At 72.7% G+C, this 13,121-nt stretch carries 14 protein-coding genes; 7 read left to right on the top strand and 7 right to left on the bottom strand.

From position 1 onward, the window contains the following. Positions 1-23 precede the first annotated feature (23 nt). Entirely contained in the window at positions 24-968 is a 945-nt protein-coding gene (locus BLW57_RS05850; RefSeq protein WP_093472640.1) for a ribose-phosphate diphosphokinase, read from the top strand. Positions 969-974: 6 nt separating this feature from the next. On the opposite strand, the gene BLW57_RS05845 is transcribed toward BLW57_RS05850, so the two are convergent. After that, positions 975-1,355 (bottom strand): anti-sigma factor antagonist, encoded by a 381-nt coding sequence (locus BLW57_RS05845; RefSeq protein ID WP_093472639.1) that lies wholly within the window; start codon positions 1,353-1,355, stop codon positions 975-977. 119 nt (positions 1,356-1,474) lie between these two features. Continuing rightward, entirely contained in the window at positions 1,475-2,425 is a 951-nt protein-coding gene (locus BLW57_RS05840; RefSeq protein WP_176985478.1) for an NADP-dependent oxidoreductase, read from the bottom strand. Positions 2,426-2,547: 122 nt separating this feature from the next. On the opposite strand from BLW57_RS05840, the gene BLW57_RS05835 reads away from it, so the two are divergent. Further along, positions 2,548-3,393 carry a hypothetical protein gene (locus tag BLW57_RS05835; RefSeq protein WP_093472636.1) on the top strand — a complete coding sequence of 282 codons (846 nt, stop codon included), beginning with the start codon at positions 2,548-2,550 and terminating at the stop codon, positions 3,391-3,393. 4 nt (positions 3,394-3,397) lie between these two features. On the opposite strand, the gene BLW57_RS05830 is transcribed toward BLW57_RS05835, so the two are convergent. Together BLW57_RS05830 and BLW57_RS05825 are read right to left on the bottom strand one after the other, a co-directional pair. Continuing rightward, positions 3,398-5,023, bottom strand: coding sequence for an amidohydrolase (locus tag BLW57_RS05830; RefSeq protein WP_093472635.1), 1,626 nt, complete (start codon positions 5,021-5,023; stop codon positions 3,398-3,400). A 16-nt stretch (positions 5,024-5,039) separates the two neighbouring features. Beyond that, on the bottom strand, positions 5,040-6,542 hold the full coding sequence (locus BLW57_RS05825) for an APC family permease (RefSeq protein WP_093472633.1): 1,503 nt from the start codon (positions 6,540-6,542) through the stop codon (positions 5,040-5,042). A gap of 123 nt (positions 6,543-6,665) precedes the next feature. Between BLW57_RS05825 and BLW57_RS05820 the strand changes: the two genes are divergently transcribed. Genes BLW57_RS05820 through BLW57_RS05810 form a run of 3 tightly spaced genes read left to right on the top strand, consistent with a single transcriptional unit; the run spans position 6,666 to position 8,337 of the window. Continuing rightward, entirely contained in the window at positions 6,666-7,385 is a 720-nt protein-coding gene (locus BLW57_RS05820; protein WP_093472632.1) for a TetR/AcrR family transcriptional regulator, read from the top strand. A 43-nt stretch (positions 7,386-7,428) separates the two neighbouring features. Further along, positions 7,429-7,893: a pyridoxamine 5'-phosphate oxidase family protein gene (locus tag BLW57_RS05815; protein ID WP_093472630.1), complete on the top strand. Its 465-nt coding sequence runs from the start codon at positions 7,429-7,431 to the stop codon at positions 7,891-7,893. Positions 7,894-7,944: 51 nt separating this feature from the next. After that, on the top strand, positions 7,945-8,337 hold the full coding sequence (locus BLW57_RS05810) for a VOC family protein (protein ID WP_093472629.1): 393 nt from the start codon (positions 7,945-7,947) through the stop codon (positions 8,335-8,337). Positions 8,338-8,440: 103 nt separating this feature from the next. On the opposite strand, the gene BLW57_RS05805 is transcribed toward BLW57_RS05810, so the two are convergent. Both BLW57_RS05805 and BLW57_RS05800 read right to left on the bottom strand, forming a co-directional pair. Continuing rightward, the gene (locus BLW57_RS05805; RefSeq protein ID WP_093472628.1) at positions 8,441-8,743 is read right to left on the bottom strand and encodes a DUF4235 domain-containing protein; all 303 of its coding nucleotides are present in this window, start codon (positions 8,741-8,743) and stop codon (positions 8,441-8,443) included. Between the two features lie 51 nt (positions 8,744-8,794). Next, positions 8,795-9,811 carry a glutathione S-transferase family protein gene (locus BLW57_RS05800; protein WP_093472626.1) on the bottom strand — a complete coding sequence of 339 codons (1,017 nt, stop codon included), beginning with the start codon at positions 9,809-9,811 and terminating at the stop codon, positions 8,795-8,797. Between the two features lie 100 nt (positions 9,812-9,911). Between BLW57_RS05800 and BLW57_RS05795 the strand changes: the two genes are divergently transcribed. After that, positions 9,912-11,054, top strand: coding sequence for a cation diffusion facilitator family transporter (locus BLW57_RS05795; RefSeq protein ID WP_093472625.1), 1,143 nt, complete (start codon positions 9,912-9,914; stop codon positions 11,052-11,054). A gap of 79 nt (positions 11,055-11,133) precedes the next feature. Here the strand turns inward: BLW57_RS05795 and BLW57_RS05790 are convergent, their stop codons facing one another. Then, positions 11,134-11,583, bottom strand: coding sequence for a nitroreductase family deazaflavin-dependent oxidoreductase (locus tag BLW57_RS05790; protein ID WP_093472623.1), 450 nt, complete (start codon positions 11,581-11,583; stop codon positions 11,134-11,136). 301 nt (positions 11,584-11,884) lie between these two features. Here BLW57_RS05790 and BLW57_RS05785 point away from each other — a divergent pair, with 301 nt between their 5' ends. Then, a complete protein-coding gene (locus tag BLW57_RS05785; RefSeq protein WP_093472622.1) occupies positions 11,885-13,114 on the top strand; it encodes a cytochrome P450 in 1,230 nt (409 codons plus the stop codon). The last annotated feature ends 7 nt before the right edge of the window (positions 13,115-13,121 follow it).

Here is a 13,121-nt window from a genome sequence, read left to right as displayed (position 1 = left end):
GACGATCATGCGAGGAGCGGATCGTGCGAGACATCGCCGTCTTCAGCGGCAGCGCCCACCCCGGCCTGGCCGAGGAGGTCTGCGCCCATCTCGGGGTGCCGCTCAGTCCCACCCGGGTGAGCAGGTTCGCCAACGACTGTCTGGAGGTGCAGCTTCAGGCCAACTGCCGGGAGCGGGACGTCTTCCTGATCCAGCCCCTGGTCACGCCGGTGCAGGAGCATCTGGTGGAGCTGCTGCTGATGTGCGACGCCGCCCGCGGCGCCTCGGCGGGCCGCATCACCGTCGTCATGCCGCACTACTCCTACGCGCGCTCCGACAAGAAGGACGCCCCGCGCATCTCCATCGGCGGGCGGCTGGTCGCCGACCTCATGGTCGCCGCGGGCGCGAGCCGGGTGCTCGCCATGACCCTGCACTCCCCGCAGGTGCACGGCTTCTTCTCGGTGCCGGTCGACCATCTGCACGCCCTGCACGAACTGGCTTCACATTTCCGGCAGTACGACCTGACCCGCACCACGGTCGTCTCGCCGGACCTCGGCAACGCGAAGGAGGCCGCCGCGTTCGCCCGCCGGATCGGCGCCGGCGTGGCGGCCGGCGCCAAGCAGCGCTACGCGGACGACCGGGTGACCATCAGCTCCGTCATCGGCGACGTCGCCGGACGGGACGTCATCGTGCTGGACGACGAGATCGCCAAGGGCAGCACCGTGCTGGAACTCCTGGACCGGCTGCGGGAGTCCCGGCCGCGGTCGATCCGGGTGGCGTGCACGCACGGTCTGTTCGCGGCGGGCGCGCTGAAACGGCTGAGCGAGCAGCCGGACGTCCTGGAGATCGTCTGTACCAACACCGTGCCGATCCCCGAGGGCGAGCACACGGAGAAGCTGCGTGTGCTGTCCATCGCGCCGGCCCTGGCCGAGGCCATGCGCCGGATCCACGACGGCGAATCTGTCAGCGCCCTGTTCGAGGAGTCGTAGCCCGCGTCACAACGAGCCGGACGCCGCCTCGGCCTCGGCCAGGGCGGCGTCCGGCGTGGGATGCGGCGGCAGCAGCCGGGTGAGGCCGGTCACCCGGAACACGCACAGGGTCAGCGGGTGCGTGCACACGAGGTGCAGCCGCCCGCCGCGCTCCAGCACCCGCATCCGCGCCCGGTGCAGCAGGCGCAGCCCCGAACAGTCGAAGAACTCCACGAGCCGCAGATCGATCAGGATCCGTTCGCCGGGGCGGCCCGTGACCAGATCGAGGACCGGCACGATCTCCGCCGCCGCGGCGATGTCGATCTCGCCCCGGAACTCCAGGACCGTGTGCGCCCGGTAGGCGTACACACGCACATGCCGTGTGAGAGGTACAGGCTCGTGTCGCACCCCGCCACCACCTCCCACCCGTTCCCGGACGCCGGTGCCCCGATCGTCAAGTTACCCTCGATGGAAGGAATTTGAGCATGTTCGATTGACATATGTCTTCGAGTTTGGCGCGTGTCGTGTCAGTCGACGATCAGCACCAGCTTGCCCGTCGTGCGCCCGGTGTCCCCGAGCTCGTGCGCCTTGGCCGCCTCGGCCAGCGGGAACGTCCCGGCGATCGTGGCGCGCAGCCTCCCGGACCCGGCCAGCTCCGCGACCGCCCGCATCCCGCCCCGGTCCGCGTCGACCAGCATGCGCACCGCCCGCACACCGAGCCGCTCGGCCTCCTCGAAGAAGTCCGCGGAGCCCACCGGCAGGATCGACACCACGATCCCGCCCGGCCGCAGCGTCCGCAGGGACCGCACGGAGGTCTCGCCGCCCAGCGTGTCCAGCACGACGTCGACGTCCCGCACCACCTCCGTGACGTCCGTGGTGCGGTAGTCGACCGGCTCGTCCACCCCGAGCTCCCGCAGGAAGCCGTGCTTGCCCGCGCTCGCCGTGCCGATCACGTACGCGCCCCGCTCCTTGGCGATCCGGACGGCCACATGGCCGACCCCGCCGGCCGCCGCGTGGATCAGCACCCGCTGCCCGGGCCGTACGTCGGCGTGCTCGGTGAGCGCCTGCCAGGCGGTCAGGGACACCAGCGGCAGCGCGCCCGCCTGCACGTGGTCGAGCGAGGTCGGCTTGCGCGTCAGGGCGCGGACCGGGGCGATCACGTACTCGGCGTGCGAGCCGTGGCCGTACGGATAGGGCAGCATGCCGAAGACCTCGTCACCGGGCCGGAAGGCGGCCACGCCGATCCCGGTCGCGGCGACCTCGCCGGACACGTCCCAGCCGAGGACGAAGGGGGGCTCGCCCAGGAACCCGCCGGTCGCCCGGTGCTTCCAGTCGGTGGGGTTCAGCCCGGCGGCCCGCACCCGCACCAGCACCTGGTTCGGGCCCGGCTCAGGCCGCTCCACACGTACTTCCCGCAACACCTCGGGACCGCCGAGGACGTCCTGGCTGATGGCTCGCATCGTGGTCACATCGCCCATGGTCACCCAGCCTGCCCCGATCGGCGCGCCCGGAGAACGCCACGCGCCGCCGGCCGTGCGAACGTTCCTGCCCGGTCCGGCGTCGAAGGACCGCACGCAGCACCGGAGAAGAGGGGCGGGACATGCGCGGAGGACTCGTGGCGTTGGCGGTACTGACGGCTGTGGCCGCGGCGGGGTGCGACGACGGCCCCCGGCCCGACCTGGTCCTGAAGGGCACTCCGCCGGCGGCCCCGTACAGCGGTCGGCTCGACGTGCCCACCCGGGAGATCGACGAGAGCGGCCCCCGGGCACTCCTCCTGGCCTCCGGGGCCGCGGGCCGGGCGCTGGAGTGCGACGGGGAGATCTTCGACGGCTCCGGACCCGACGGCTGGAGCAGGTCCGACGGGGGAGCCACCCCGGAGGAGGGGCTCGCCCTCTACTTCGACATGTTCCAGCCGGAGGAGCCGGACCACGGCTACCGCGTGGAACGCAAGGAGCGGGACCGGGTGCTGTACTCCTACGACGTCGACGGCCGGACCAAGGTGGCGGTCGTGGTGGCCAGGGACCAGAAGGACCGGCCCGGCTGGGGCCCCGAGACCAGCGCCGCCTGCGACCCGGCCGAACTCCCCGAGAGCTTCACCGCCACCACCGACTGGCAGATCTGGACGGACCGCGCCGGCCGCAGGGTCCCGGTGAGCAGGCTGAGCAGCTCAGCGGGACCGGAGCACTGCGGCTGGCAGTCGGCCTCCTTCCTCCGGCTGGACGACCGGACGTACGCCCGCGACCCCGACGGGGTGCTCCACCGGGACGGCCTGCTCCCGAAGCCGTACCGCGCGAAGGTCCGCATGCCCGCCGGCGCCCACGACACCGGCTACCACCTCCGTGGCCGGCGGCTGTGGCTGACGGACGACCGTGCGACCGCCTACGTCCGCACGGCCGCCGGAGTGGAGGCGTGGCCGCTGCTGAAGGAGGGCGTCGGCTGCGACTGAGCGGTCACCCGGCCGCGAACACCCGCTCGCCGCCGACATAGGTCTGGGCCACGGCCGTCTCCGCGATCGCCTCCGGCGGCCCGGCGAACGGGTCGCGGTCCAGGACCACCAGGTCGGCGAGCGCCCCGGCGGCCACCCGGCCGGTGTCGTCCAGATGGTTCACGTAGGCCGAACCGGCCGTGTACGCCGTCAGCGCGTCCCCGAGGGTCAGCCGCTCGTCCGGCAGGAACACCGGCCGCGAGCCGCCCGGTTCGACCCGGTTGACCGCGACATGGACGCCCTGGAGCGGATCGGGGCTGCTCACCGGCCAGTCGCTGCCCGCCGCGAGCCGTGCCCCGGAGCGCAGCAGCGCGCCGAACGGGTACTGCCAGGCGGTCCGTTCCGGTCCGAGGAAGGGGATCGTCAGTTCGTCCATCTGCGGCTCGTGCGCGGCCCACAGCGGCTGGATGTTGGCGGTGGCCCCGAGCCGGGCGAACCGGGGCACGTCCTCCGGGTGCACCACCTGGAGATGGGCGAGGTGCGGCCGGGTGTCGCTCGGCCCGTTGGCCGCGCGGGCGGCCTCGACGGCGTCCAGGGCGTCCCGCACGGCCCGGTCGCCCAGCGCGTGGAAGTGGCACTGGAAGCCGAGCGCGTCCAGCTCGGTGACGAAGGCGGGCAGCCGCTCCGGGTCGATGAAGCTCTTGCCGCGGTTGGCAGTGGCGCAGCCGCACCGGTCCAGGTACGGGTCCAGCAGCGCGGCCGTGTGGTTCTCGGCGACGCCGTCCAGCATCAGCTTCACCGTGCCTGCCCGGAACCGTCCCTGGCTCAGCGCGTCCCGGCGGGCCACGAGTTCGGGGATCTGCTCGGCCCCGCGCTCGCGGTCCCACCACAGGGCGCCCCGGACCCGGGCGGTGAGCGTGCCCTCCTCCGCGGCGGTGCGGTACGCCTCGGCCGGGTCGTCCATGCCGAGGAAGTCGCCGATCAGCGCGTCCTGCCAGGCGGTGATGCCGAGCGCGTGCAGGTGCCGCTGGGCGTGCAGCAGCGCGGCCAGCCGGTCCGCGGGGGTGGCGGCCGGCGTGAGCCGGCCCACCAGCTGCATCGCGCCTTCCTGGAGCGTGCCGCTGGGCTCGCCGGAGGCGTCCCGCTCGATCCGCCCGTCGGCCGGGTCGGGGGTGTGCCGGTCGATCCCGGCCAGCTCCAGCGCACGGCTGTTGACCCAGGCGCCGTGGTGGTCCCGGTTGGGCAGGTACACCGGCCGGTCCGGGACCGCCGCGTCCAGCAGCTCCTTCGTGGGAATGCCGCCGGCGAAGGCCTCCATGGACCAGCCGCCGCCGAGGATCCACTCCCGCTCGGGGTGGGCGTCGGCGTAGGCGCGGACGGCGGCCACGGTGTCCTCGGCCGTCGTCGTTCCGCTCAGGTCGCACTGGGACAGCTCCAGACCGGCCGGCACCGGGTGGACGTGGGCGTCCTGGAAGCCCGGCAGCAGCAGCCGCCCGGCGAGGTCGACCACCTCCGTGCGGGGCCCGGCGAGTTCGCGTACCTCGGCACGGCCGACGGCGGTGATCCGGTCGCCGGTGACGGCGACGGCGGTCGCCGTACGGCCCTCGGGGGTGAGGACGGGGCCGCCGGTGAAGAGGAGATCAGCGTGCATGATGCCTTTCCTTGGGTCAGTTGGAGGTGGTCAGGAGCTGCGGGGAGTCGGCGTCGGTGCCCTCGCCGGTGCGGAAGTAGGCCGATTTGCGCCCCCACTTCGCCCACGCGGCCGCGAGGACCCCGGAGAGGATCATGACCAGCGGCATGAGCAGCAGGAACCAGCCGTTGCCCGCGCTGACCTCGAAGTGGTCGGCGGAGGTGTAGAAGGACCAGCCGAGGTACCCGCCGAGGCCCAGCAGGGCGAGGGCGCTGAGTGCGGGCAGCACCACCGCCCGCACACCCTGGCGGAAGTCCTCCCGCAGCAGCGACCGGAAGCGGGCCGCGGCCGCGAGCGCGGTGAGCGCGTACGACAGTGCGACGACGATCCCCACGGCGTTCACCGTCGCCATGATCATGTCGGCGAGTCGCGGGATCACCAGGGCGAGCACCGCCACCACCGTGGCGAGGGCGCCGATCAGCAGCGTGCCGGCCGCCGGTGTGCCGTACCGGGGACTGATCCTGGACCACACCGGCCCGAGGGTGCGGTCCCGGCTCATGGCGAACATCCCGCGCGCCGTCGGGATGACCCCGGCCTGGAGCGAGGCCACCGCCGAGAACGTCAGCGCCACCAGGGGCAGGGCGGCCAGCGGCTGCGCGGCGAGCCGGTCGCCGAAGTACGCCAGCCCCTCCGCCCCGTGTCCGGCCAGCTCGGGCTCGGACAGCACCCGCTGGAAGGCGACCGAGCCGAGCAGGAACAGCCCCAGCATCGTGACCAGGGTGATCAGCCCGGCCCGGGAGGCGTCCTTCGGGTCCCGCACCTCCTCGTTCACGGTGAACGCCGCCTCGAAGCCCCAATAGCAGAACACCGACAGCAGCAGCCCCTGCGCCAGCGCGCTCGCCGAGGGGATCGCCAACGGATCGAACCAGGAGAGACGGAAGGGATGCGGGCCGGTGACGATGCCGTAACCGCAGAAGCCCAGCAGCACGGCGTACTCGAAGACCAGCAGCCACGACTGCAGCCTGGCCGCGGTGCGCACACCGGTCACGGCGGTGAGCGTGACGGCGACCAGGACGAGGATGCCCAGCAGCGTCGTCTGCGCGGTCGAGCCCGGGTCCAGGGTGAGCGAGCCGATGCGGTGCACCCCCGCGTCCCCGGCCAGCTGCAGCAGCGCGGACCCGGTGACCGCCGTGGTGTAGGCGAGGAAGGCCACGCTCGCCACGATGTTGACCCAGCCGACCGTGAAGCCCAGCCATGGGCTCAGCGACCGGCCCACCCACACGTAGCCGTTGCCCGCGTTCGGTTCCACCCGGTTCAGCCGGGAGAAGGCGCCGGCGATGCCGAGCACCGGCAGGAACGCCAGCAGCATGATGGCCGGCAGATGCAGGCCGACCACCCCGGCGGTCACGCCGAGGCCGATGCCGATGCTGGTGGTCGCCGCCGTGCTGGACGCGGCGACCGCGACGCCGTCCAGCACGCTCAGGGACCTGCGCAGCTCGGGCCGCGCGGGGGGATCCACACCGAAGGGGCTGTCGCTCATGGCCGGCTCTCCGCTCGCACCAGGGGGCCCGGACGGGCCCCGGTGACCGCAGATGAAACCGTCCGGCCGCTTCACAGGTCAACGGTGTTGTCATAAGGTTGGGCAACACGAGGGAGACCGCCCGTGAGCGAACGCGTCGTCCCGCCCGCCGAACGCCGGCGCAGGCGGCCCACCAAGCAGGGCGTCGTCCTCTCCGAGGAACTGATCGTGCGGACCGCGCTCCGGCTGATCGAGGAGCACGGCGCCGACGCGCTCTCCGTGCGCCGGCTCGGCCGGGCGCTCGGCGCCGACCCCAGCTCCCTGTACCGGTACTTCCGGCACACGGACGACCTGATGCTGGCCGTCGCCGACGAGCTGATCGGCCGCACCCTGCGCGCCTGGCGGCCCACCGGCGACTGGGCGGCGGACCTGCGCGACCTCGGGCTGCGCATGCATGCCGGAGCCCTCGCGCACCCCCGCGCGGCCGTGCTCGGCGCGCACCGCGTCACCGGGCGCACGCACGAGATCCAGGCCGTGGAGAGCATCCTGCGTGTGCTGCGCGAGGCCGGGTTTCCCGATCCGGAGGCGGTGCGGATCTACCACGCGTTCGTGGACCAGGCCCTCGCCTTCGGCGCCCTGGACTCCGCGGGCACCTCGCTGCCCCGGGCCGCCCGCGACGCCGAGACCGAGGTGTGGCGGACGACGTACGGCCGGCTGCCCGCCGACACCCATCCGCACATCGCGGCCACCGCCCGCCACCTCGCCGCCACCATGCGGCGCAGTTCCTACCCGGCCGCCCTGGAACTCCTCCTCGAAGCTGCCCGGACACGCCTTGATCACCTCCGTGCGGAGACCGGAGGGTGACGGACACACTGGAGGCCATCCGCACCCGAGGAGGCCGTACGCCATGACCGAAGCGCCCGCCCGCTCCGCCGAACAGCGCAAGAAGGACACCCTCCACCGGCTGGAGCACGACGTCGACGCCTGGGTCGCCACCGCCGGTCCCGACGGCGGCGCCCCGTACCTCGTCCCGCTGTCCTTCGTGTGGGACGGCACCGTCCTGCTGATCGCCACCCCCGCCGAGAGCCCCACCGGCCGCAACCTCGTGGCCACCGGCACCGCCCGCCTGGGCATCGGCCCGACCCGCGACGTCGTCATGATCGAGGGGACCGTCCGCGCGGTGACGCCCGAGGACCTGCCCGAGGAGGACGCCGAGGTCTTCGCCGGGAAGACCGGCTTCGACCCGCGTCAACTGGCCACCCGTTACCTGTACTTCACCGTCCTGCCGCAGCGCGTCCAGGCCTGGCGGGAGGCGAACGAGCTGCCGGGCAGGGAGCTCATGCGTGACGGGCGGTGGCTGCTCGCCGACTGAATCCGGGGGCCCGGGATAAGCGCAGGGAAGAGGAGACCCCCGGGAGGAAGCATGGCACTGGTGAAAGCGGGCGTCCTGATACTGGACTGCGCCGAACCCGAGAAACTCGCCGAGTTCTACAAGGAGTTGCTGGAGGGTGAGCAGACGCACGCGTCCGCCAACCTCGTGGAGATACAGGGTGCGGACGGCGTCCGGCTGGCGTTCCGCCGCGACGTCAACGCGACCCCGCCCAGCTGGCCCCGCCCGGAGAACTCGCTCCAGGTCCATCTCGACTTCCTGGTCGAGGACCTGGACGAGGCGGAGCGCCGGGTGGTGGGGCTCGGCGGCCGGCCCATCGAGGCACGGGACGCGGCCGGCCCCTACGAGGAGCGCGGCTACTCCGATCCCGCCGGGCACTCCTTCACCCTGCGCATGGTCCCCAACAGGGCGCCCAAGCAGGGGTGACGGGCGCCGGACTCGGGGTGACGCCCCCGAGCCCCGCCGGACGGAACAAGGGGGGCGCCTCCCGGCCGTGACCACGGACCGGAAGGCGCCCTTCGCGCGAGGCTCAGTCCCGGCCGCCCTTGTCGGACGACGGCCACACACCCGTCGACCGCTCGATGGCCTTCGCGCCCGTGCGGTCCACGGCGCTGCGCACCACCGCGAAGATCGCGCCCTGGACCGCCGCCGCCAGCAGGATCTCGCCCCAGCCCCGGTCCGGGTCCAGGGCGTCAGGAGCGTCGTCCTCGTGCCGGATCGCCTTCCACGCCTGCCGGAACGCCATGCCGGCCAGCGCGCCGCCCGCCCAGCTGAGCGCGAACCCGACCGGCTTGTAGGCGAGAGGGAGTTTCTTCTTCTTGTTCTTGGTCATGTCTGACTCCTTCCTCGTCATGCCGCCCTCATGTTCCTCGTCGGGCCGCCTTCATGCGGGCCGTCCCTCCGGAGCGACTCGTTCGCCCTCCGGCACCGGACCCGGCGCCGTACCGTCGCCGAACGGCCGGCCGCCCAGCTCCTCCCGGTGATGGGGGCTCAGCCAACCGGCGAGATCGGGGCCGAGCGGCACGATGCCGGTGGGGTTGATGCCGGTGTGCACCTGGTAGTAGTGCCGCTTGATGTGGTCGAAGTCGACGGTGTCGCCGAACCCGGGCGTCTGGAACAGGTCTCTGGCGTAGGCCCACAGCACCCGGTTCTCGGCCAGCTTCCAGCGGTTGCACTTGAAGTGGCCGTGATAGACGGCGTCGAACCGGACCAGCGTGGTGAACAGCCGGACGTCCGCCTCGGTGAGGGTGTCGCCGACCAGGTACCGCTGCCCGGCCAGCCGCTCCGCCAGCAGTTCCAGCCGCCGGAACAGCGCCGTGCACGCCTCCTCGTACTGCTTCTGCTCGTTGGCGAACCCGGCCCGGTACACCCCGTTGTTGACGTCCCGGTAGACGTCGGCCATCACCTCGTCGATCTCGTCGCGCCGGGACGCCGGGTACAGGTCCGGCGCGCCGTCCCGGTGCAGGGACGTCCACTCGGTCGCCAGGTCCAGGGTGAGCTGCTGGTAGTCGTTGGTGACCAGCCGCCCGCTCGGGACGTCCACGACCGCGGGCACGCTCACCCCGCCCGGGTAGTCCGTCTCCCGGCGGTCGTAGGCCTCGCTCAGGAAGCGGATGCCGAGCACCGGGTCGCGGCCGTCCGGATCCAGGGTGAACCGCCAGCTGCGGTCGTCCTGGATCGGGTCGGCCACCGCCATCGGCAGGGCGTCCTCCAGACCGAGCAGCCGGCGCGAGACCACCGCTCGGCTCGCCCAAGGACAGGCGCGGGAGACCACCAGCCGGTACCGGCCCGCCGTCACCGGCCAGCCGTCCCTGCCGTCGGCGGTGATGCGGTCCGTGAAATGGCTTCTGGACCTGGAGAACGTCGTGTGGCCGTATGCGCTGTTGCCGTCGCCGCCCATCGCTCCTCCTCGCGGGCCGGGGGGCTTCCGGTGCAACGCGTTCCCCGTTTTCGGTCGGTCGCACGGTGTGATCCGCACCCACGGGGGCAGTCGGCGAAGGGTGAGTGGGACATCCTCGGAACGGGAGACGGCCGCACGGACGGCCGAGGAGCACGACACGGCACCCGAGCGCCCCCCGGCGCCCGGCGGGGCCGGGAGGCGGCCGGACGGCACGGGCGGGGGCGCGGGAGCGGCGCCGGACGGCGACGGCGGCCCGGCCGCGGCGGACGACGGCAAGGGCCCCTCGAAGGACGACCGGCACACCAAGGTCACCGTCCTCGTGGCGCTGGCCGCCAACCTGGTCATCGCTGTGGCCAAGGCCGTGGGCGGTGTCCTCGCCGGCTCGCCCGCGCTGCTGTCGGAGGCCGCGCACTCGGTCGCCGACAGCCTCAACGAAGTGTTCCTGCTGGCCGCGCTGCGCCGCAGCCGCCGCCCCGCCGACGAGCGGCACCCCTTCGGCTACGGCAAGGAGCGCTTCTTCTGGTCGCTCCTCGCGGCCGTCGGCATCTTCGTCATGGGCGGCTGCTTCTCCTTCTTCCAGGGCTTCGAGGCGCTGCAGGCGAACACCGAGGAGAAGTTCAGCGGCTACGTGGCCGGTCTGATCGTGCTCGGTGTGGCCCTGCTCGCCGAGGGCGCCTCGCTGCTGCGCGCCCTGCACCAGGTGCGCCGGCAGGGCGGGGGGCTCGGCGCGATGCGCGACCCCGCCCTGCGCACCGTGGTCGCCGAGGACGGCACGGCGGTCCTCGGCGTGACCCTCGCGATCATCGGAATGGCCCTGCACATGGTGACGGGGCAGGTGGTCTGGGAGGCGTCCGCCTCGCTGGCCATCGGTGTCCTGCTGGTCTACGTCGCCTACCGGCTCGGCCGCGACGCCCGCGACCAGCTCATCGGTGAGGCCGCCGACCCGGAGCAGAGCGGAAGGATCCGGTCGCTGCTCGACGCGCAGCCCGAGATCGACAGCGTGGAGGCGCTGTTCACCATGAAGATGGGCCTCGACTCCACCCTGGTGGCCGCGCGCATCGACCTGATACCGGGGCTGGACAGCGAGCGGGTGGAAGAGGTGTCCGTCCGCATCAAGCGGTCCCTGTCCCGGACCTTCCCGGAGGCCGACCAGATCTTCCTCGACGTGACCGACCGCTCCGACGGCGACGTACGGGAAACACACAAGGGCCCCGCCGCGACGGGGGAACGCGGCGGGGCCTGAAACCCGGGTGCCCGCCCGGAACCCGCTTCACACGTGGCGGGAACGGATTTCTCCGCGAGGGACGGGCACCGGACCGGGCTCAGTTCGCGCCGGTGCGCTCCAGCACGAAGACGGGGATCTCCCGTGACGTCTTCTCCTGGTAGTCGGCGTACGGCGGGTAGGCGGCGACGGCCCGCTCCCACCACTCGGCCTTCTCCTGCCCGGTGACCTCGCGGGCCCGCATGTCCTGCTTGACCGGGCCGTCCTGCAGCTCGACGTGCGGGTCGGCCTTGACGTTGAAGTACCAGACCGGATGCGTGGGCGCCCCGCCCTGGGAGGCGACCACGGCGTACGCGCCGTCGTGCTCCACCCGCATCAGCGGGGTCTTGCGGATCTTCCCGCTCTTCGCACCCCGGGTGGTCAGCAGGATCACGGGCAGCCCGGTGTCGAGCAGGGTCGTGCCCCGCGTTCCGCCGGAGCTCTCGTACAGCTCGACCTGCTCGCGCACCCACTGGGCCGGGCTGGGCTCGTACTCGCCCTCAAGAGGCATGGAATCGGTCTCCTTCGTCGGTCCGACCTGCGTCCGTCACCAGTTTTGACATCCGTGACCCGGGAATCATCCGTTACGCGGGTCGCTTCGGCCGACCGGGTGACGCCTCCCCGGGGCGGTCACCCCTGCCGACCGGGCCCGTTCCGCACCGGGACCTGGCCGGTTCCGGACCCCGCGGGCTCCGCCCTTCGGCCAGATCCCGCGGATCACCGAAGTGGCCGAACTTGCCGTCGCCCCTTAGGTGCCCGGGGCATCTAATGAAGATCGGCACGACGCACTTCTTCGTCTGCGAGGTCTTTCGATGACGGAACTGACGGACAGCACCGGCCCGGCGACCGCGGCCGCCCCCGTCGCCTTCCCCCAGGACCGCACCTGCCCCTACCACCCGCCCACCGGGTACGACCCGCTGCGCGACGGACGATCGCTGTCGCGCGTCACCCTCTACGACGGCCGCGAGGTGTGGCTGGTCACCGCACAGGCCACCGCCCGCTCCCTGCTCGCCGACCCCCGCCTCTCCACCGACCGCAGCCACCCCGGCTTCCCCATCCCCTCGGAACGCTTCGCGGGCGCCCGGGACCGGCGGGTGGCCCTGCTCGGGGAGGACGACCCCGAACACCAACGGCAGCGGCGGATGATGATTCCGTCGTTCACCGTCAAACGGGCGGCCGCCCTGCGGCCCTGGATCCAGCGGATCGTGGACGAGCTGCTGGACGCCATGATCGCGCAGGGCCCGCCCGCCGAACTGGTCTCCGCCTTCGCGCTGCCGGTGCCCTCGACGGTGATCTGCGGCCTGCTCGGAGTGCCGTACGCAGACCACACGTTCTTCGAGGAGCAGTCCCGCAGGCTGCTGCGCGGGCCGACGGCCGCCGACACCCAGGACGCCCGCGACCGGCTGGAGGAGTACCTCGGCGGGCTGATCGATCGGAAGGCCGAGGCGGCCGGGCCGGGTGACGGCATCCTCGACGACCTCGTCCACCACCAGCTCCGCGACGGCACGCTGGAGCGCGCCGAACTCCTGTCCCTGGCCCTCATCCTGCTGGTCGCGGGCCATGAGACGACCGCCAACATGATCTCCCTGGGCACCTACACCCTGCTGCGGCACCCCGCCCGCCTCGCCGAGCTGCGCGCCGACCCGGAGCTGCTGCCCACCGTCGTGGAGGAGCTCCTGCGGATGCTGTCGATCGCCGAGGGGCTGGCACGCGTCGCGCTGGAGGACATCGATGTCGAGGGCACCACGATCCGGGCCGGGGAGGGCGTGCTCTTCTCGACCTCCGTGATCAACCGGGACGCCTCGCTCTACGAGGAGCCCGACAGCCTGGACTTCCACCGCTCCGTCCGCCGTCACGTGGCGTTCGGCTTCGGCATCCACCAGTGCCTCGGCCAGAACCTGGCCCGTGCGGAACTGGAGATCGCCCTCGGCTGCCTGCTCGCCCGGCTGCCCGGGCTGCGGCTGGCCGCGCCCTCCGAGGAGATCCCCTGGAAACCCGGCGACACGATCCAGGGGATGCTGGAACTCCCCGTGACCTGGTAAGAGGCTC

The organism is Streptomyces sp. 1222.5, from assembly GCF_900105245.1.
Classification (GTDB): Bacteria; Actinomycetota; Actinomycetes; order Streptomycetales; family Streptomycetaceae; genus Streptomyces; species Streptomyces albidocamelliae.
This window is presented reverse-complemented; position numbering and strand designations above follow the sequence as displayed.

Excerpts from the sequence above, each read along its gene's own strand:
- BLW57_RS05840 (WP_176985478.1), bottom strand. The coding sequence starts at position 2,425 with ATGGGCGATGTGACCACGATGCGAGCCATCAGCCAGGACGTCCTCGGC.
- BLW57_RS05835 (WP_093472636.1), top strand. The coding sequence starts at position 2,548 with ATGCGCGGAGGACTCGTGGCGTTGGCGGTACTGACGGCTGTGGCCGCG.
- BLW57_RS05830 (WP_093472635.1), bottom strand. The coding sequence starts at position 5,023 with ATGCACGCTGATCTCCTCTTCACCGGCGGCCCCGTCCTCACCCCCGAG.
- BLW57_RS05825 (WP_093472633.1), bottom strand. The coding sequence starts at position 6,542 with ATGAGCGACAGCCCCTTCGGTGTGGATCCCCCCGCGCGGCCCGAGCTG.
- BLW57_RS05815 (WP_093472630.1), top strand. The coding sequence starts at position 7,429 with ATGACCGAAGCGCCCGCCCGCTCCGCCGAACAGCGCAAGAAGGACACC.
- BLW57_RS05810 (WP_093472629.1), top strand. The coding sequence starts at position 7,945 with ATGGCACTGGTGAAAGCGGGCGTCCTGATACTGGACTGCGCCGAACCC.
- BLW57_RS05805 (WP_093472628.1), bottom strand. The coding sequence starts at position 8,743 with ATGACCAAGAACAAGAAGAAGAAACTCCCTCTCGCCTACAAGCCGGTC.
- BLW57_RS05800 (WP_093472626.1), bottom strand. The coding sequence starts at position 9,811 with ATGGGCGGCGACGGCAACAGCGCATACGGCCACACGACGTTCTCCAGG.
- BLW57_RS05790 (WP_093472623.1), bottom strand. The coding sequence starts at position 11,583 with ATGCCTCTTGAGGGCGAGTACGAGCCCAGCCCGGCCCAGTGGGTGCGC.
- BLW57_RS05785 (WP_093472622.1), top strand. The coding sequence starts at position 11,885 with ATGACGGAACTGACGGACAGCACCGGCCCGGCGACCGCGGCCGCCCCC.